We start from the raw sequence: 18,675 nt of genomic DNA, 5'->3' as shown, positions 1-18,675 counted from the left end.
ATGATTGAACGTCGCCAACTGCATATCACTGGCATAGTACAAGGCGTGGGCTTTCGGCCTTTTGTCTACCGCTGGGCAACCGATTTGCAACTCACTGGCACAGTACTCAATAATGCCAAGGGCGTGATGATAGAACTGCAAGGACCGAGCGCAAAACTGGATATTTTTATCCAAGAGTTAGCAACTAACCCGCCACCACTGGCACGTATCGACCATATAACCCATGGACAGCTAGCGGTAAAATTAGCGGAGACACACTTCGAGATTGTTCAAAGCGATAGCCAAAGTGATGAAACAAAAGACCCTAGCTTAGCAGCACTCGTTGCCGTGTCGGCCGACAAAAGTACCTGCCAAGATTGCTTAGGCGATATGCGCAATCCACAGGATCGCCACTTTGGCTATGCCTTTACTAATTGCACCAATTGCGGCCCAAGATACACGATTATCAATGCCTTACCCTATGATCGCCATCATACCGCCATGGCAAATTTCGCTATGTGCCCCGATTGCGCCAAGGCCTATCAAGATCCTTTAAATCGCAGGTACCACGCTCAGCCCGTCAGTTGCCCAAAATGTGGCCCACGCCTGAGTTTAAAAACACCTCAGGGTGAGCTAATCGCATTGACGCCCTTGCTCCACTCGCAAAACAACAGCATGGCGGTATTGGCCGCTGCGGCCAATAAGCTTGCACAAGGACACATCCTCGCCATTAAAGGGCTCGGCGGATTCCACTTGATGTGTGACGCGAGAAACAGCTTCGCAGTGAGTCAACTACGGCAGCGAAAACAGCGTAAGGCGAAGCCGCTGGCGGTAATGATGCCGAGTATTGAAATGGCAAAACAGTACGTTACGGGCACGGAGGCGGAGTGGCAAACCTTAAGCTCGCCGGAACGGCCCATCGTATTGATGCAAGCGTTGGATGAGCATGACCTTAGCCCCGAAATCGCACCCAATATCCCCAAGCTGGGTGTATTTTTACCTTATACGCCACTGCATCACTTACTGCTTAGCCAATTTAATGGCCCGCTAGTGGCCACCAGCGCCAATGTGTCGGGCGAGCCCATTATCACCGATTGCGATGCGCTTATCAGCCAACTTGGGCATGTGGTGGATGCCATCGTCGATCATAACCGACCAATACTCAACGGCTGTGATGACAGTGTTGTGCAACTTATTCAACAGCCAAATGGCAATACGCCGCAGGTGCAAGTGCTGCGTCTAGCGCGGGGTTATGCGCCATTAAGTTTTCCATTAACAGCGCCACTAACACGCTCAATCCTCGCCGTGGGAGCACAGCAAAAAAATGCTATCGCTTTCGGATTTGGTGCAAATGTGTTTTTAAGTCCGCATATTGGCGATCTTTTTAGTGTCAGTGCCGAGCAGTATTTCGAGCGCACCTTAGGCACCTTTGCGCGCCTGTATCATTTCAGTCCCGAGCTGATTGTCCATGATAAGCACCCAGACTACGCACCATCGCGCTGGGCAGAAGCGCAGCAACAGAAAAGCCTTGATACACAGAGTGGAGCCTCTGGTTCAATCCAAACCTTAAGCGTGCAACATCACCATGCCCACGTGCTTAGCGTCATGGCCATCAATCAATATCAAGATCCGGTATTAGGCTTTAGTTTTGACGGTACTGGTCTTGGCGATGATGGCAGTCTCTGGGGCGGTGAGGTGTTATTAACCAGGTTAGACAAAGCGCAACGCCTAGCCCATTTTGAAGCCATCTCCCTACTGGGCGGTGAGCAAGCAATAAAACAGCCTGTGCGATTATTACTGGCACTGCTGTTTGAACAAATGAGTTTAGCGGCGGTACAAACCTTAGAGTTACCGATCCTAAAAAGCCTGACCCCCTTAACGTTAAGCAATTTGCACCGGATCTGGCAAAGTGGCAATACGATTAAAAGCTCATCGGTTGGCCGATTATTTGATGCTCTCGCCTGCGCCTTAGGATTGATTGACACCACACAATTTGAAGGCCAAGCGGGCATGCTGATAGAAGCCGCAGCAAGACGCGCCGATAAACAACATCTACCGCCACTTATCCTCAATTTACCGCTGAGTTCATCAGAGGATGACCCTCAACAAATGCAAGTTTGGTGTAGTAGCCAACTGTTTAAACAGCTTATCGTGCAAATCACTGAGGCGCCACTTTCCTCCCACAGGCAAAGCATTATCGCCCGCGCGTTTTTGCATAGTCTTGGAGATGCTATTTGTAGTTATGCTGCGCGCTATCCATCACTGCCCATTGCGCTATGTGGCGGAGTATTTCAAAACCAATATCTGCTCGAATATTGCCTTAGTAAACTTCATCTCCAAGGCAATACCGTGCTCCCCAACAAACATATCCCCGTTAACGATGGCGGTATCGCCCTTGGCCAGCTTTGGTATGGAATTCATCAAGAGGCAATGGATAAAAACCACAAATAAACCGCTGCTATGACATATCTGCGTAGAGCTTGATATGCGCCGTGACCAAATGGCCAAAATCTGATTGATCAGGGTCAAAACGACCTAATAACCTGACGAACATCAAAGATTCCTTTAAGGATTTGTATCACACTTAACATTAGCGTAATCAAATTAACCCTATTCGATAGCATCACCATATTGTTCGGACAACAGCTCAAATCTGTGACGAGAACAAGGAGAATGACAAGATGTGTAAAGACTGCGGCTGCTCTCTACCCCGCCACTCTGCGATTCAACAAGGGCATGATCACCATACAGGTCATTCCCACGAACACAGCCATAAACATCAGGAATTGCATACAAATCCTCAGCTTAACGATAAAAAAACCTTGTCGGTGATCCATAAAATTCTCGATAAAAATGATGTAGAAGCTGCCCACAACCGTGCCCATTTCGAGGCTCACCATATTACCGCCTTCAATCTAATGAGTAGCCCAGGTAGCGGCAAAACGACCTTGCTTGAGCACTTAAAAGAGTACACAAAACTTAATTACGCCGTTATTGAAGGCGATTTAGAGACCTCCCGTGATGCTGACCGCCTAATCGCAAAGGGCATTACAGCACATCAAATTCAAACTGGCAGTGCATGCCACCTAGACGCCTTTATGGTGCATGGTGCTTTGCATCACTTGCCGCTGGAAGGGTTAGATATTTGCTTTGTGGAAAACGTGGGCAACCTCGTCTGCCCCGCCAGCTATGATGTGGGCACCCATAAAAATATCGTGCTGCTCTCCGTTCCCGAAGGCGATGATAAGATTGAAAAATATCCAGTAATGTTCCGCCGTGCTGACCTGGTTCTGATCACAAAATGCGACCTATTACCCTACTTCGATTTCAGTGTCGACGAGGCCAAAGCCCAGCTTAAAAAACTCAATCCCGACACTCAAATACTCGAAGTCTCCATTAAAGATGGCGATTCCATGCATGCCGTTGCCGCTTGGCTAAATGAAAATCTGCGCCGAAACACTGTGGGAGAGCCACAATAATGTGCTTATCAATCCCCTCACAAGTGGTAGCAGTTGATAACGAGCGCCAATCTGTAACCGTCGATACCTTAGGCGTAAAACGCGATGTCAGCAGCCATCTTATGACTGAACCCTTGGCTATTGGTGATTATGTGCTCATTCATATCGGTTTTGTGATGAATAAAATTGATCGCAATGATGCTCTGCAAAGCCTTGAATTATATCAAGAGATAGTCGCAAAACTTGAAAATGAAACCACGCATTAAGCAACAGCCGCAGTTATAAACGATCGCAAACTACAGACGATACACTGCGACAAGGATTGAACATGCTTGAATTAAAACAACTCTATCAAGGCTTTCGCGATCCCCAAACCATTGCCTCGCTTGCAAAGGATATTGCCCAGGTCGCTCACTCACTCGATCAACAAATCAACATTATGGAAGTGTGTGGCGGCCATACCCACACCATAATGAAATACGGCTTACTGGATTTGCTGCCGGATAACATTGAGTTTATCCACGGCCCCGGTTGCCCTGTATGCATTATGCCTAAAGAGCGGATCGATCAAGCCGCAGTGCTTGCCCAGCAGGAAGATGTGATATTAGTGACGCTAGGCGATATGATCCGCGTCCCCGGCTCCCAAGGTTCACTTGCCAGTTTCAGAGCCAAAGGCTGTGATATTCGGCCTATCTATGACCCTTTAGACACGCTCAAAATTGCCCGTGATAATCCAAATAAAACCGTGGTGTTTTTCGCCATTGGATTTGAAACTTCCACCCCAATGACGGCAATATTGTTGCAACTGGCAGAGCAGGAAAAGCTGGCGAATTTGTTTTTTCATATCAACCATGTATTAGTCCCACCCGCAATTGATGCCGTGATGCACGATCCTAATGCGAGGGTCAATGCCTTTATTGGCCCAGCACACGTCAGCGTGATCAGTGGCGCCAAAATCTATCGCCCGGCCGTAGAGCAATACGGCACACCGGTAGTGGTCTCAGGTTTTGAGCCCGTGGATGTCATGGAGTCTATCCTGCGCATCGTGCGTCAAAAGGCCGCAGGCAAGGCAGAACTCGATATCCAATACAGCCGCGCTGTATCTGAGCAAGGTAATCTTGCCGCACAGGCAAAAGTTGAACAGTTTTTCCAGATCAGACCGCAATTTCGTTGGCGCGGGCTTGGACCAATCCCCAACTCTGCGCTGCAATTAAGGGATGAATACGCACACAGGGACGCAGAGCTGCGCTTTAAAGACAGATTGCCCGTCAAAGAAATTGATGATCATAAGGCTTGCCAGTGCGGCGATATTCTACGTGGACTCGCCAAACCGAAGGACTGCAAAGTCTTTGGCCGCGGCTGCAATCCCGAAACCCCTCTCGGTAGCTGCATGGTCAGCTCCGAAGGCGCTTGTAATGCTTATTACCGCTATCAAGGCATCGATAGCAAGGAGCAACATCATGGCTGATGTATCAACCAAAGAGAAAGCGATTCAACTCAGCCACGGTGGTGGCGGTAAAGAGATGAATAAACTCATCCGCGATCTGTTTTTTGCCGAATTCGATAACCCGATTTTGCGTAGCGAAGAAGACGCCGCAAAACTTGAATTACAGGGTGCGACAGCCTTTACGACGGACTCTTTCACTGTATCTCCGTTGTTTTTTGCCGGTGGTGATATCGGTAAGCTGGCGATTGCTGGGACTGTTAACGATCTCGCAATGATGGGCGCTGAGCCTCAATATTTAAGCTGTAGCGTGATCATCGAAGAAGGTTTTTCGCTCAAAGACTTAACCACAATTGTACGCAGTATGGCCAAAGAGCTGAAACAAAGTGGGGCTAGAATTGTTTGTGGCGATACCAAAGTAGTACCTAAGGGCTGCGCCGATGGCTTGTTTATCAATACTTCAGGCGTTGGGCGTATTTTACGTCCGAATATCTCGGCTGCCAATGTCGCGCCCGGCGATGCGATTATTGTCTCCCGTGATGTGGGCTGCCATGGCGCGGCTATTTTGATGGCGCGTGAGGGTCTTACCCTCGAGTCCACGCTACAAAGCGATTGTGCCACGCTCTGGCCAGTCGTAGAGCAATTGATCGCAGCTAATATTCCACTCCATGCTATGCGCGATGCTACCCGCGGCGGGCTCTCTGCCGTATTAAATGAATGGGCCGTTGCCGCCAATGTCGGCATCACAGTCAATGAGGCGAGCATCCCGGTTTGTGATGAGGTCAAAGGCTTGTGTGAACTCTATGGCTTTGAGCCAATGGATTTAGCCAATGAAGGCACCTTTATCTTGGCTGTTCCCAACGATATCGCCCTTGGTGCGTTGGAAATTATGCAACGATTTGGTCACTGCGAAAGCGCGGCCATCATCGGTACCGTCAGCGACGAACTACCCGGAAAAGTGATCTTAAGAACGCCATGGAATACCAAACGTTACTTAGACTTGCCTCAAGGTGAACTGCTACCAAGGATTTGTTAATGCACGAGTATTCTATAGTAAGCGCCTTAATTGAACAGTGCGAACAACATGCACGGGCAAATCAAGCAACTAAAATTACTCGGGTAGCAATCAAACTCGGCGTAATGAGCGGTGTCGAACCCACCCTACTTCAAACGGCGTTTGAGACCTTTAAACTCGATGGGATCTGCCGCGAAGCCGAGCTTTGCATGACACTACAGCCACTAGTGATCAAATGTGCAGATTGCCAACAAGAGTCGGTGCTCGATGAACGTTCAATCGTGTGCCCCGCCTGTAACAGTTATCATACGCGGGTATTAGAGGGTGAAGATATGCTGCTGATGCAGCTAGAAATGGAGCAAGCAGAGGATATTTAATCGATTATAAGCACGGCTTCAGTGATAAAAATGGCTTTAAGTCTACACACTAAAAGCCATTTTTATTCGGGTTTACCATAAGCGATAAACGCTTACTGATAAATTGAGGCTTGCCCTTCAGGGCGAGTCTTTAGCAATCTTAGGAACCACATATACTGCTCTGGATAAGCGAGTATCACTTTCTCAACCGCTTTATTCAGTGCTAACGCCTCGTTTTCCTTACCGACCATGTCTTCGGCGGCAATGGCGGGCATCACAGTTAAATCAAACTGGCGTGAAGCTTGGTTATAACCAATTTTCACCGGCAGCACTTGGGCATTTCCCGCCTGAGCTAATCGGCCAACCACGGGTAATGTCGCTTTGACTGTGCCTAAAAACGGGGTAAACACACTCTGATCTGGGCCTAAATCCTCATCGGGCAGGTAGAAAAAGCTATTGTTCTGCTTAAGCTCTGCTAATAAGGCGCGAATTCCGGCCTCTCGCATATAAACGTGGCCACCACAACTGCTACGTACTCGATTATTAAACCAGTTAAATAACGCGTTTTTATGGGCCTTTGCCATAGTGACCATAGGCAAGTCGAGGTTTAACCTCAGCCCAGCATAATCAATAGGCCACACATGGGGCATGATAAATATCACCGGCTGCCCTACTGCTTGCGCCGCTTGTACATGCTCAAAGCCCATCAAATTCACACGGCGGCGTAAATGCGCCTTAGATCGTACCAACAGCTCACCTTGCGATAACAGCACTAATACGAAGTTCTGCACGTTGTCATCAATTAAGGATTCTATTTCTGCGGCGGATTTTTCAGGGAAACACGCCTTTAAGTTCGCCCTGGCAATACTTATCGGCTTTTTCGCAATAGGCGCCACCAGTTTGGCCAAGGTTCTAGCAATAGGATCACGCAGCCACGCGGGCATGATCCCAAAAATCACTAATAGACCGATCGCCAACCAAGTAACCCAATATTTAGGGTGCAATAACGCCAGTTGAAAACGTCGGTCAAAATGTTTGGGCTGTCTTGACAAAGAAATCACCTCAGACAGTGGAAAAGTCATTCACCATAAAAAGAAAATAGTAAAGCCACTCACGAAGGAGTGGCTTTACTGTCGAACATCTAAAATTACTTGCCCGCGTTAGAAGCTTCTACGCGAGTTTTCAGTTTCTGGCCGGGACGGAAGGTCACGACACGGCGAGCGGAAATCGGGATATCCTCGCCTGTTTTTGGGTTCCTTCCCGGTCTTTGATTCTTATCCCTAAGGTCAAAGTTGCCAAAGCCAGATAACTTGACCTGCTCACCACTTTCAAGTGCGCCTCGAATTTCTTCAAAGAACGACTCAACCATCTCTTTGGCTACACGCTTGTTTATACCGAGTGTTTCAAAAAGATGTTCTGCCATTTCGGCTTTGGTAAGTGCCATACTTTAATCCCTCAACGATGCGTTGAACTCGGTCTTCAGGGCAGAAACAACTGAATCTACAGTTTCAGCGATCTCTTTTTCCTCAAGTGTACGAGTAGTGTCTTGTAATGTAAGTGCTATCGCCAAGCTCTTCTTGCCGGGCTCAACACCTTTACCTAAGTATACATCGAACAAGTTTATGCCAACCAACTGATTTTCGCCAACTTTTCTTATCAATTTCATTACATCGCCTGCAGATACACTTTCATCTACGACTACTGCGATGTCACGACGATTAGCCGGGAACTTAGATACAGCTTGGGCTAGCGGTAAACTGGTATGCAATAAAGCATCCAATTCCAACTCAAAAACGATGGTTTTACCATTGAGTCCAAAAGGCTTCTCCAAACTAGGATGGATAGCACCTATATGACCGATCACTCGATCATTTCTCAATATTTCAGCACATTGCCCTGGATGAAGAGCAGAATGCGTCGCTACTCTAAAGCTAAATTCTGATGCGGAAACTGTCAAGCCGATAATTGCTTCTAAATCACCTTTAAGGTCGAAAAAATCAACGGTTTTCGATTCCATTGACCAATGTTCGTCATTTTGAAGCCCTGTAATGACGCAACCGAGCATTGCTTGCTGTCTTACACCGGATTCTGCATGAATATCAGGAACAAAGCGCAGGCCAGTTTCAAAAAGTCTCACGCGACCCTGTTGACGACTTTGGTTGTAGCCAACCGCAGTCAATAATCCAGTGAACATCGACAACCGCATGGCCGACATTTCGCTAGAAATCGGGTTCGGTAACACCATGGCTTGCTCACCTGGGTGAACCAGATTTTGCAGCTTAGGATCAACGAAACTGTAAGTCACAGCTTCTTGGAAACCACGGGCCACTAACAGCGAACGAACGCGCTTGAGGCTTAAGTCGGTTTCTTTATGATCAGACATCCGCAGTGACGCCACGGGCGCAACGTTTGGAATGTTGTTGTAACCGTAGATACGGGCCACTTCTTCGATTAAGTCTTCTTCAATCGCCATATCGAAGCGGTAAGTGGCGGTGGTGACCTGCCAGCTCCCCTCACCTGCAACGACGCCGAAACCTAAACGTTCGAGGATTTCAACCACGTCGCTATCGGGAACATGGTGACCCAGAATTTTATCTAACTTGCTGCGACGCAATAGAATTTGCGCAGGCTTTGGTAAGTCAGCGTCAGATTTGGCTTCAACCACAGGACCCGCTTCACCGCCGCAAATATCCAGCACTAAGCGAGTCGCACGGTCCATAACTTTGTGCTGCATCTCAGGGTCAACACCACGTTCGAAACGGTGTGATGAATCGGTATGCAGACCTAAACGGCGTGACTTACCCATAATCGCTAACGGCGCGAAGAACGCACATTCAAGCAGTATGTCTTGCGTGGTGTCGCTCACACCCGAATATTCACCGCCAAACACACCAGCAAGGGCTAATGGACGCGCATCGTCGGCAATCACTAGAGTGTCGTTTGGAATAGTCACTTCGCTGCCATCGAGCAGGGTGATTTTCTCTTCACCATTACCTAAACGCACTTGGATATCGCCAGTCAGTTTGGCAAGGTCGAAGGCGTGCATCGGTTGACCGAATTCAACCAACACAAAGTTAGTGATATCCACGATAGGATCGATTGAGCGGATACCACTGCGACGCAGTTTTTCCTGCATCCATAATGGCGTAGCCGCTTTCACGTTCACATTCTTCACCACACGACCTAAGTAGCGTGGGCAAGCTGCGGTTTCTTTGACATTAATAGCCACTTTGGTATCAGTGCTTGGCGTCACGGCTTGCCATTGTGGCTCAGTTACCGCTTGACGGTTTAACACGCCGACTTCACGGGCCAAACCTACCATACCTAAACAATCGGCACGGTTAGCGGTTAAATCCACTTCAATCACAGCATCATCAAGCTGGAGATACTCACGTAAATCCGTGCCTAATGGCGCATCTAATGGCAGTTCGATAATGCCATCGCTGTCGATGTCGATGCCCAGCTCGCTGTATGAACACAGCATGCCTTCTGAAGGCATACCACGCAGCTTAGCCTTCTTAATTTTAAAATCGCCTGGCAGTACGGCACCGACCATTGCTACGGCCACTTTTAAGCCTTGACGGCAGTTAGGTGCGCCGCAGACGATATCGATAAGCTCGCCACTGCCGACACTGACTTTAGTCACGCGCAGTTTGTCTGCATCTGGGTGCTGGCCACATTCGACCACTTCACCAACCACAACGCCGTTGAACTCGGCAGCCACGGCATCAACGCCATCGACTTCGAGGCCAGCCATAGTGATCTGGTGGGATAATGCTTCACGGCTAACGGCAGGATTGACCCACTCACGAAGCCAAGATTCGCTAAATTTCATGCTATACAGCTCCGTTATTTAAATTGCTTCAGGAAACGCAGGTCGTTTTCGAAAAACGCTCGTAGATCGTTTACGCCGTAACGCAGCATAGTTAAACGCTCAACGCCCATACCAAAAGCAAAACCAGAGTATTTTTCTGGATCGATGCCAACGCTACGCAGCACATTTGGGTGCACCATACCGCAGCCTAACACTTCTAACCATTTGCCGTTTTTACCCATTACGTCCACTTCGGCTGAAGGCTCAGTGAATGGGAAGTAAGAAGGACGGAAACGCACCTGCAAATCTTCCTCAAAGAAGTTACGCAGGAAATCATGCAACACGCCTTTTAATTCGGCGAAGTTAACGTTTTCATCTACCAGCAAACCTTCCACTTGGTGGAACATTGGTGTGTGAGTTTGGTCGTAATCGTTACGATACACACGACCCGGTGAAATAATCCGCAGTGGCGGCTTTTCCGTTTCCATAGTACGAATTTGCACGCCCGAGGTTTGGGTACGCAACATCAGCTTAGGATTAAAATAAAACGTATCGTGGTCGGCACGCGCTGGGTGGTGCTCAGAGATATTCAAGGCGTCGAAGTTATGGAAATCATCTTCGATTTCAGGGCCTTGTTTTACCGAAAACCCTAATTCCCCAAAAAAGGTTTCGATACGTTCAATGGTGCGCGTCACTGGGTGTAAACCACCGATTTCGATAGTGCGACCAGGTAGCGTCACATCAATCTTTTCGGCAATTAATTTGGCTTCTAGCTCTGCACTTCTCAGGACGTCGATGCGCTCAGTTAATTTCTGTTGAATGGCCTGTTTCGCATCATTGACCGCCTGACCAAAAGCGGGTTTTTCTTCAGGACTTAAGCTGCCCATCATTTTCATCATGTCGGTGATCTTACCTTTCTTACCTAGGTAATCGACACGGATATCATCCAGTGCTTTTAGATCACTGGCCTGGTCAATAATGACTAAGGCTTGTTCTACGATCTCAGTTAACTGCTGCATTTTCTCTTCCACTGCATAGTCGCGCTTGATAAACAAGTGCTATGGGCGCCAAACTTTCAGGCTATTTCGGTGCTCAGGTTATCGGGCGTTAATGCCAGACGCTTTGCTAGCTATAACGAAATAAAAGGAGAGAAATTTTACGCGAGCGAGCGGCATATTACTAGGGCTTATTCGGGGTTTTTATCATGCAAATTCATGTGTTATCCCAACAAACCTTCCAAGTTGATCGCCTTGGAAAGACATTTGTCGATTTTTACAGCAGTCACGTGATCACGCACTAACCACTGGCGACACATGTAACTAAACTGTAAACTTATGTTTGTACCTTGCCAAAATTGCTGCAAAACAAACAAAAATGCCGCAATTGGACAACAATAATACAAGCAACAGCTTACTAAGCAGAAAAACATAAAGTCTATGGCAAATCGACCGATATCCATTTGGTCACAGCCCAATTTATCGAGGCGCTAATGAAAGAAGTTAAATTTCGCTGGATAGATCAATACCTTATCCACATGACCTTAAAAACCAAATTTGCAATTCTCGCCCTAGTTCCGATGTTTATGATTGTGGGATTAGCGGTATTTTTAAATACTCAGTTTAGGGATACCCTGCTTGAAAGCCATTTGCATGGGCTCCAAGACACTTCCCAGAAAATCAATCAACTCGCCGCGCAGATTTCTAGCAAGCTACCCGAGCAAGAACGCCAAAATTTACCTAATCAGCTGAGCCAAGGCTTACAGAATGTTCAGATTGTTACAGTTTCTGAGGCTGATAGCCGCGCACAAACCCTTGCGCGCAGCGGTGGTGGTATTGATACCAGCAGTTCACCTAATCGGGCTGTTAGCTCGGTTAATGATCAAAATATGCTGACCATCATTCCCGTCGACGATCGTCAACTGAACGCCCTTTTAGCCGATGACAATATCTTAGTCTACAGCCTAATGGCGGTGCTGTTATTCGTGCTCTTCCTGTTTAGCTACTACATCTCCACCTTTGTGGGCGGTGCGCTCTACACCACAGTGATGGCACTTAAACGCGCAGCCTCGGGGGATCTGACTGGGCGATTGAACTTCTTCGAAGTGAAAGATGAGTTCAGCATCTTAGCGATTAGTATCGACACCTTGGTCGAGCGTCAACATACCCTAGTGAAGCAAATTGCTGAATCCACTAGCAAAATCCGCGAAGTGGTTTCATCATTTAGAAGCACGGCGCAGCAAGGACAAGCCCTTGCTGTCAATCAACGTCAGCACCTCGATTCCTTAGCCACGGCGATGGAAGAAATGACCGCTGCGGTTAAAGAAGTGGCGCGCAACGCCGAGCAATCCTCCGCCGAAACCCAAGAGGCGAATCAACAGGTTAATGCGGGTTCTAAGGATATTGAAACCACAGTAAGCGCAATTGATGTGCTGTCGGATGAAATTTCTGCTGCATCGAATGCCGTCAATACCCTCAACGACAACGCCAGTAAGATTGATGAGGTGGTTTCGACCATTAATGCTATCTCGCAACAAACTAACCTACTCGCGTTAAACGCCGCGATTGAAGCGGCGCGTGCCGGCGAACAGGGTCGCGGTTTTGCGGTAGTGGCCGATGAGGTACGAACCCTTGCTGGCCGCACGCAAGCTGCAACGGTAGAAATTAAATCCATGATTGAGTCGCTGCAACAAGGCACACGTAACCTCACCCAAGTGATGTCTCGCACCGTGAGTCAAGCAAGTGAAGGCAAACAGCATGTACTGCAAACGGGTAAAGATCTCGAGTCGATTGCCCACCATAGCAGCCACGTGTTCGAAATGAGTGTGTTGATTGCCACGTCTGCGGAAGAACAATCAGCCGTAGCTAACGAAATCGCGACCAATCTGATGGAAATTCGCAATCAATCCCACGATGTCGAGCAATCGGCGAACCAATCGGTATCGGGTTGTGATGAGTTGCAAGCCACCGCGGGACAATTGGACCAGCTGATGGTGGGTTTAAAAATCTAATCGTTGAAGAGCTAAGCAACAAGGGAGCCAAGCACCCTTGTTGCTTAAATAACGAATCGTCATCTGGTTAATCCCTAATTAATTCATTTCTATAATTTAGAATTCCTAAATAAATTAAAATAAAATCTAAATTTTAAAATTTAGATTTGGATTATCGAATTTATCGCCCCCACAATAAAATCTTGATCATACTTTTAAACTAAAAAAGTATTCATCCATTCACCTTTGATAACGATCAACGTTTTGTCACCTTAAAAATCTATTATACATTCAAGAAGCCAAGTTAAATCTCAAAAAACTATTAACTTAAGCTTAATAAACTCTGTTAAACCCTAATGTATTTCAGTACACATTAATAATAAAACAGCGGTATAAGTTTCAAGAGAAATACTAATTAGACATTTAAAAAAGCAATGTTTGCACATTGCTTATATTGCGCCACTAGCTCTTTATGATCGAATAAGAGCTTATTTGCTGGCTTGAGAATGATAATTTAACCCACAATAAAAGAAGGAAAATAACATGCTTAAAAAGATGATGCTCATGTGTGCACTGTGTTTCTCTACTAGTTTAATGGCGGCATCACTTGCCGACAGCCATTCAGAAAGATCAGACTGTGAATCATGCCATAAGGATAAAACACCTTCTGCGGATTATGTTTTTGAAAATGAGCAATGTGTATCATGCCATGGCGAAATGAAAACACTCGCAGGTGAAGCTCATACTAAGCATGATGGTGTTTTAACATGCACTAATTGCCATATCGCTCATGAAGAAAAAGCACCTGCTGATGCCTGCAAAGCATGCCATTAACTCACTAAAAATCTAAAGCCAAAAGCCGAAGAATAACTTGTTTTGAATGGAACCATTTGGCAGGATGCCACTTGACCCACTTCCAAGGGTGTTTGCCATCTATTGCTCACAGGTGGCATTTTTTATCCCCGTTTGTATCGCCTTAATGTATATCTAACAACTGAATACTTCGCTCATATTCCATAAAAATAAGAAAAATTTAAGCATCCCAAGTAAACCATAAGACGAGTGTCAAGGTATTGTTCTCAAGAACGCCAAGGCTTTATCTAAATCACGGGTGCGCGCCATCAGCGGCAGGGAGTTTAAAAATGCCTGTCCGTAGGCGCGATTCACAATCCGATTATCACACAGGATTAATACGCCGCAGTCCTTTTCGTCACGGATCAAACGTCCAACCCCTTGTTTGAGCGCAATAATCGCTTGAGGTAATGACACTTGAGTAAAAGGATCGCCGCCCTGACGGCTAATATTGTCGGCGCGGGCACGGTAAAGCGGCTCATCGGGCGAGACAAACGGCAATTTATCAATAATCACGCAGCTTAATAACTTGCCACGCACATCTACCCCCTCCCAAAAACTGCTGGTGCCAAGTAATACCGCATTGCCCAGTTGGCGAAACTTTGTGAGCAAACTCTGTTTACCCGCTTGGCCCTGCACCAGCAACGGATATTGAGTCCGAGTTCGCAATGCCAACGCCGTTTGCTCAAGCATTTTATGGCTGGTAAACAAAATAAAGGTTCGCCCCTGCGCTGCCTCAATCGCTTTGACACATACATCGACTAACTGTTTGACTGCTTGCTGCTGATTCGCCACATTGCCCAATTGCCTCGGCACACAAAATAACGCCTGACGCGGATAATCAAAGGGACTATCCAAAATATGCGCCTTGGCCTCACTGATCCCTAACTCCTTGGCAAAATGCGCTAAGCTGCGGTTCACTTGTAAGGTTGCCGAGGTAAAAATCCAACTGGTATTGGCCACAAATAACTGCTGACATTCGCGGGCAATATTAATCGGTGAAATCCGTAGCATCACAAAACGGCTAACAAATTCAACACTATAGGCAGCCTGTGGATTGTCACATTGGAAAAACTGATTGAGCTTATGGTTAAGGCCAGCCAGTTTAACGGCAATATCATCTAATAACTCACTGCGCCCCACATGGGCGAGCAAGAGTTTTTGCAGCGCGGTTAACTCTGCGAGTAAATCCCATGATGCTAGCGCAATTGACTTATTGCCAAGCAGCATACGCCAATCCGACTCGGCAATAGAAAACAATCCATTATGCCAGTCACTCAATTTGGCTAAACAACGCTGACAAAATTGGGCAATCTGCCCCGTATCGCTGAGCTCAGTTTGATAAATCTGCAATAACTTTTGCAGGTAGTCATCAATAGTGCGACTCGAGGATTGCTGGCCAAAATAACTGACGCAGATATCCGGCAGCAAATGCGCTTCATCGAAGATCACCACATCGGGATCGGGTAATAATTCAGCAAAGCCTGTGTCCTTTAACACACTGTCTGCAAAGAATAAGTGATGATTCACGACAATGATTTTCGCATCCATCGCGCGGCTGCGAGCCTTACGGGTAAAACAGGCATCATAAAATTCGCAGCGCTGGCCAAGACAGGTCTCTTTGGTACTGACGACTAAGGGAAGCGCGGGAGAATGTTCAGGCACTGAAGTTAAGCCACCAATATCGCCGTCTTTACTCATGCCCGCCCATTGATTGATTTTGAGTAAATCATCCAACAATCGCGCCTCAATATGGCTGGCCTCCTGCATCTGCCTATCGAGTCGATATTGGCATAAATAGTTATTGCGGCCTTTTAATAGCGCAAGCTTGGGCGCAATTCCAAGCATAGATGTCAATGCGGGTAAATCCTTTAGAAACAATTGCTCCTGCAGGTTTTTACTGCCAGTACTGACAATCACTTGCTTGCCACTTAACATAGCGGGAATTAAATAGGCGAAGGTTTTACCGACCCCTGTACCCGCTTCGATCAGTGCATTGCCCTTACTCGCAATCGCTTCACTGATGATTTGCGCCATCTCAACCTGACTCTGACGCGCACTGAACCCCTGAATATGCGTAGCGAGCACGCCATCGCTGGCAAAAGCTCGCAGCACTTCACTCGCCAATCGACTCATCGGACGTTGAGCTTCAAGCGAATGGTGATTTGATTGCTGATGTTTAGCTTGCCGCGGAGCTGAGTGTCGAGAGTGAGTCAATGGCGAGCGAGTTCCTATAAAAACGATTCAAAAAAGCGGGTTGTGGGTTAAGGCGTTAGCCTACCCTAAGGAACCTAACGCTGTTGCCGCAGTGTAATTAAGCCCGCCTGATAATACCAATAGTTTTAATCTAGCGCCGAGCTTCTTGAGCTAAAACATGGAGTAGCGTAGTTTAAATGATCTAACAACCAAAGGCTTAACTCAACTTTTCACCGATTGCTTGCTAAGAGGTAAGCTGCTAAGTTGCGTTAATGATTGTGCTAATAACTTAATTTTGCACGAAGCTTCAATTATGGATATATAACTCAATTAAGGTTTACGTTTATAAACGTTGAGATGATTAAGGATATAAAATGAAAAAGTTCCAATTATTACCGTTAATGTTATTTATTTTATCTACTCCCGTAGTAGCGCAAGAAGCACCAATAGATGAAATGTTTAGAGTGATGTCAATCGATAAACAAATGGCTGGTGGATTTGAAGCTATGTTACCAATAGTAGACCAAATAGCCACCAACTATAAATTAGATAATAAGGCTAAAGAAGAACTTAAGGGTATTTATAGAGCATGGTTTAATGAAGATGTTGATCGTCCCAGAGTGATAAACGAATTAAAAAAACAGTACTCTGAAGCTTTCACAAATGAAGAAATCATTAAAATAACCCAATTTTATCAAACTTCTACAGGTAAAAAACTCTTAGAAAAAACGCCACAATTGATGCAAACTGGAGCACAAATCGCCATGCAAGAAGCACAAACAAAACAATCTAAATTAATTGAGCGTATTAGACCTTTTCTCGCAAAGCATGGAATTAAAGAATAAAGCTATAACAATTATCTGAACATGAGGTCTGACATTACGAGACGTGTACCAAGCTACGCACTCAGTGGTAAGCATTAGGCGGAGATTAACTATGCCAACGACCTTATCCTTGTCACAATATGTGAAAAAGCGAAATGGTGTTCCACTGGGTGCCAGTCACTCGATGAGGAATATGCTATCACGCGCCCTGGGTGCTAAGTCATTCCCCATTTTTTGGCATTATTGGAATCCGATTTGGGGTTATTATTTATCACGTAATGTCATGCGTCCTAGCAGTCAGTTTCTGCCGATGTGGCTCGCCGTACTTGTCACCTTTTTGGTCAGCGGTGCGCTACACGATCTCGCCGTTGCTCTGGTTAAATGGCAAACCATATTCTTTTTTACACCTTGGTTTGGCATCATGGGAGTTATAGTGATTGCCTCAAATAAATATCGCCTTTCCTACGGTACATTACCTTGGATTATGCGGGCTTTGATTAATTTACTGTTTATTTTCTCATCATTTGCGTTAACCGAATTAATGCAGGGTCTGTGGAGGCCTTGAGCCTGATTCTGTCGGTTTAATTAACTCGTCCAAATGATGTAAATGATGCTCGCTCAAAAGGATATTTCATGCGATTAACATTAACCTTGGAAACCCTATTATCCCAACTTGGTTCTTTTTCGTGGCACTTGGATGTGTACAAAGCCCTAGAACAACCATTAAGTCCCACAATGTCGGTGTTAATCATTGACGATGAGCTTGAAGAAGAACGCGACCAACAGGATGAGCCTCTCTACCCGCAAACTCAAGGTTATCAATACTTTTTAAGCATTGCGGATTTGCAAAGCATCAAGGCTAATTTAGTGCAACAGCTGCCACATGCTACCTTGCATGACATAATTCATGCTGTCAGTTATTACTATCAAAACGATGCTTATATAAATGTAGAGAGCTAACCGCTTTAATTGCGCTTTTATAAGATAAATTAAAACAATTGTTAAAGGATAAAATAGAATCAGCTATGGATAAAAAAGCAAAAAGGATTTTATTCTCCACCTATTGGAAGAATGGTTGGATTGACGTAAAAAACAGAAGTATCTCCGATCCCGACTTTATCTATGCCAAATCGAAAGGATTAATGTTTGATCCTTTAACTATCTCCCATGATGAATGTATCCTTGCCACCACAACGCTAGTAAAAGGCATTTCGCAAGCACAAGTAACAAAAGGATTTTTAAGCAGTCTAACCTCTCGGCGATTGGATTGGCGCTCATCCCTTGCATCCTATGCGATCGCCCAAAAAATCCCATCTCATCAATACACACCTGTCATTTCAGGCTCTTCTTATATGGATGGCAAACCAACTGCACATTCCTATACCTGCGGCATTTGCCGAGACAGTCAATATGGCATCCGAGGAAGCGAATCCTATATCGAGGTGGATATTAACGTATTCAATTTCGAGCGTATAAAATGGGGCGGCATGCGCCATGGGGATATTTTGTATACCTATTTTGATTTAAGCCAATTTATTAATGCCGATATTCCAGAGCCGACGTCAGAAGATATGGCCTGTTTTAGGGAGATCTTAACGATTATCGAAACGTCAGACCCGAGCGATTATCCGTCATTCCGCACCTAATTTTCGATTTAAAAAACTTGACGGCGATCGGTCATTCTGATCTATTACTCTCTTTTGCAGGTAATTCATCATGGCCGCTCCCGCTATCTCTATCCGTAACCTCGA

At 46.2% G+C, this 18,675-nt stretch carries 17 protein-coding genes; 12 read left to right on the top strand and 5 right to left on the bottom strand.

Features of this window, described 5'->3' with window-relative positions:
* From hypF to hypA, 6 genes are all read left to right on the top strand, one after another.
* Positions 1-2,430, top strand: coding sequence for a carbamoyltransferase HypF (hypF, locus tag AEA42_RS17090; RefSeq protein ID WP_197278453.1), 2,430 nt, complete (start codon positions 1-3; stop codon positions 2,428-2,430).
* A gap of 230 nt (positions 2,431-2,660) precedes the next feature.
* Positions 2,661-3,458 (top strand): hydrogenase nickel incorporation protein HypB, encoded by a 798-nt coding sequence (gene hypB, locus AEA42_RS17085; RefSeq protein ID WP_037427746.1) that lies wholly within the window; start codon positions 2,661-2,663, stop codon positions 3,456-3,458.
* Complete coding sequence (locus AEA42_RS17080; protein WP_055648372.1) at positions 3,458-3,703, top strand: HypC/HybG/HupF family hydrogenase formation chaperone; 246 nt, start codon at positions 3,458-3,460, stop codon at positions 3,701-3,703. Before hypB ends, AEA42_RS17080 begins: the two co-directional genes overlap by 1 nt.
* Positions 3,704-3,765: 62 nt before the next feature.
* On the top strand, positions 3,766-4,905 hold the full coding sequence (gene hypD, locus AEA42_RS17075) for a hydrogenase formation protein HypD (RefSeq protein WP_037417937.1): 1,140 nt from the start codon (positions 3,766-3,768) through the stop codon (positions 4,903-4,905).
* Entirely contained in the window at positions 4,898-5,917 is a 1,020-nt protein-coding gene (hypE, locus tag AEA42_RS17070) for a hydrogenase expression/formation protein HypE (protein WP_055648371.1), read from the top strand. The genes hypD and hypE overlap by 8 nt, the downstream gene beginning before the upstream one ends.
* On the top strand, positions 5,917-6,273 hold the full coding sequence (gene hypA / locus AEA42_RS17065) for a hydrogenase maturation nickel metallochaperone HypA (RefSeq protein WP_037427750.1): 357 nt from the start codon (positions 5,917-5,919) through the stop codon (positions 6,271-6,273). Before hypE ends, hypA begins: the two co-directional genes overlap by 1 nt.
* A gap of 92 nt (positions 6,274-6,365) precedes the next feature.
* Here hypA and lpxM read toward each other — a convergent pair whose 3' ends face one another.
* The 4 genes from lpxM to pheS form a co-directional block, all read right to left on the bottom strand.
* Positions 6,366-7,304: a lauroyl-Kdo(2)-lipid IV(A) myristoyltransferase gene (gene lpxM, locus AEA42_RS17060; RefSeq protein ID WP_055648382.1), complete on the bottom strand. Its 939-nt coding sequence runs from the start codon at positions 7,302-7,304 to the stop codon at positions 6,366-6,368.
* A gap of 95 nt (positions 7,305-7,399) precedes the next feature.
* The gene (gene ihfA, locus AEA42_RS17055; RefSeq protein ID WP_011622581.1) at positions 7,400-7,696 is read right to left on the bottom strand and encodes an integration host factor subunit alpha; all 297 of its coding nucleotides are present in this window, start codon (positions 7,694-7,696) and stop codon (positions 7,400-7,402) included.
* A 3-nt stretch (positions 7,697-7,699) separates the two neighbouring features.
* Positions 7,700-10,087 carry a phenylalanine--tRNA ligase subunit beta gene (gene pheT / locus AEA42_RS17050; RefSeq protein WP_055648370.1) on the bottom strand — a complete coding sequence of 796 codons (2,388 nt, stop codon included), beginning with the start codon at positions 10,085-10,087 and terminating at the stop codon, positions 7,700-7,702.
* Between the two features lie 14 nt (positions 10,088-10,101).
* A complete protein-coding gene (gene pheS, locus AEA42_RS17045) occupies positions 10,102-11,085 on the bottom strand; it encodes a phenylalanine--tRNA ligase subunit alpha (RefSeq protein ID WP_037417925.1) in 984 nt (327 codons plus the stop codon).
* A gap of 470 nt (positions 11,086-11,555) precedes the next feature.
* Between pheS and AEA42_RS17040 the strand changes: the two genes are divergently transcribed.
* Together AEA42_RS17040 and AEA42_RS17035 are read left to right on the top strand one after the other, a co-directional pair.
* Positions 11,556-13,073, top strand: a complete 1,518-nt coding sequence (locus tag AEA42_RS17040; RefSeq protein ID WP_055648369.1) for a methyl-accepting chemotaxis protein — start codon at positions 11,556-11,558, stop codon at positions 13,071-13,073.
* 522 nt (positions 13,074-13,595) lie between these two features.
* On the top strand, positions 13,596-13,886 hold the full coding sequence (locus tag AEA42_RS17035; RefSeq protein ID WP_037417920.1) for a cytochrome c3 family protein: 291 nt from the start codon (positions 13,596-13,598) through the stop codon (positions 13,884-13,886).
* 231 nt (positions 13,887-14,117) lie between these two features.
* On the opposite strand, the gene AEA42_RS17030 is transcribed toward AEA42_RS17035, so the two are convergent.
* Positions 14,118-16,040 carry an ATP-dependent DNA helicase gene (locus AEA42_RS17030; RefSeq protein WP_055648368.1) on the bottom strand — a complete coding sequence of 641 codons (1,923 nt, stop codon included), beginning with the start codon at positions 16,038-16,040 and terminating at the stop codon, positions 14,118-14,120.
* 434 nt (positions 16,041-16,474) lie between these two features.
* Here AEA42_RS17030 and AEA42_RS17025 point away from each other — a divergent pair, with 434 nt between their 5' ends.
* The 4 genes from AEA42_RS17025 to AEA42_RS17010 all read left to right on the top strand — a co-directional run bounded on the left by AEA42_RS17025 (position 16,475) and on the right by AEA42_RS17010 (position 18,570).
* The gene (locus tag AEA42_RS17025; RefSeq protein ID WP_055648367.1) at positions 16,475-16,945 is read left to right on the top strand and encodes a DUF2059 domain-containing protein; all 471 of its coding nucleotides are present in this window, start codon (positions 16,475-16,477) and stop codon (positions 16,943-16,945) included.
* 91 nt (positions 16,946-17,036) lie between these two features.
* Positions 17,037-17,489, top strand: a complete 453-nt coding sequence (locus tag AEA42_RS17020; RefSeq protein ID WP_047535512.1) for an acyltransferase — start codon at positions 17,037-17,039, stop codon at positions 17,487-17,489.
* Positions 17,490-17,557: 68 nt separating this feature from the next.
* Positions 17,558-17,884, top strand: a complete 327-nt coding sequence (locus AEA42_RS17015; protein WP_055648366.1) for a hypothetical protein — start codon at positions 17,558-17,560, stop codon at positions 17,882-17,884.
* Positions 17,885-17,949: 65 nt separating this feature from the next.
* Positions 17,950-18,570, top strand: coding sequence for a hypothetical protein (locus tag AEA42_RS17010; RefSeq protein WP_231640416.1), 621 nt, complete (start codon positions 17,950-17,952; stop codon positions 18,568-18,570).
* Positions 18,571-18,675: the final 105 nt, after the last annotated feature.

The organism is Shewanella sp. Sh95 (assembly GCF_001308045.1).
GTDB lineage: Bacteria > Pseudomonadota > Gammaproteobacteria > Enterobacterales > Shewanellaceae > Shewanella > Shewanella xiamenensis.
This window is presented reverse-complemented; position numbering and strand designations above follow the sequence as displayed.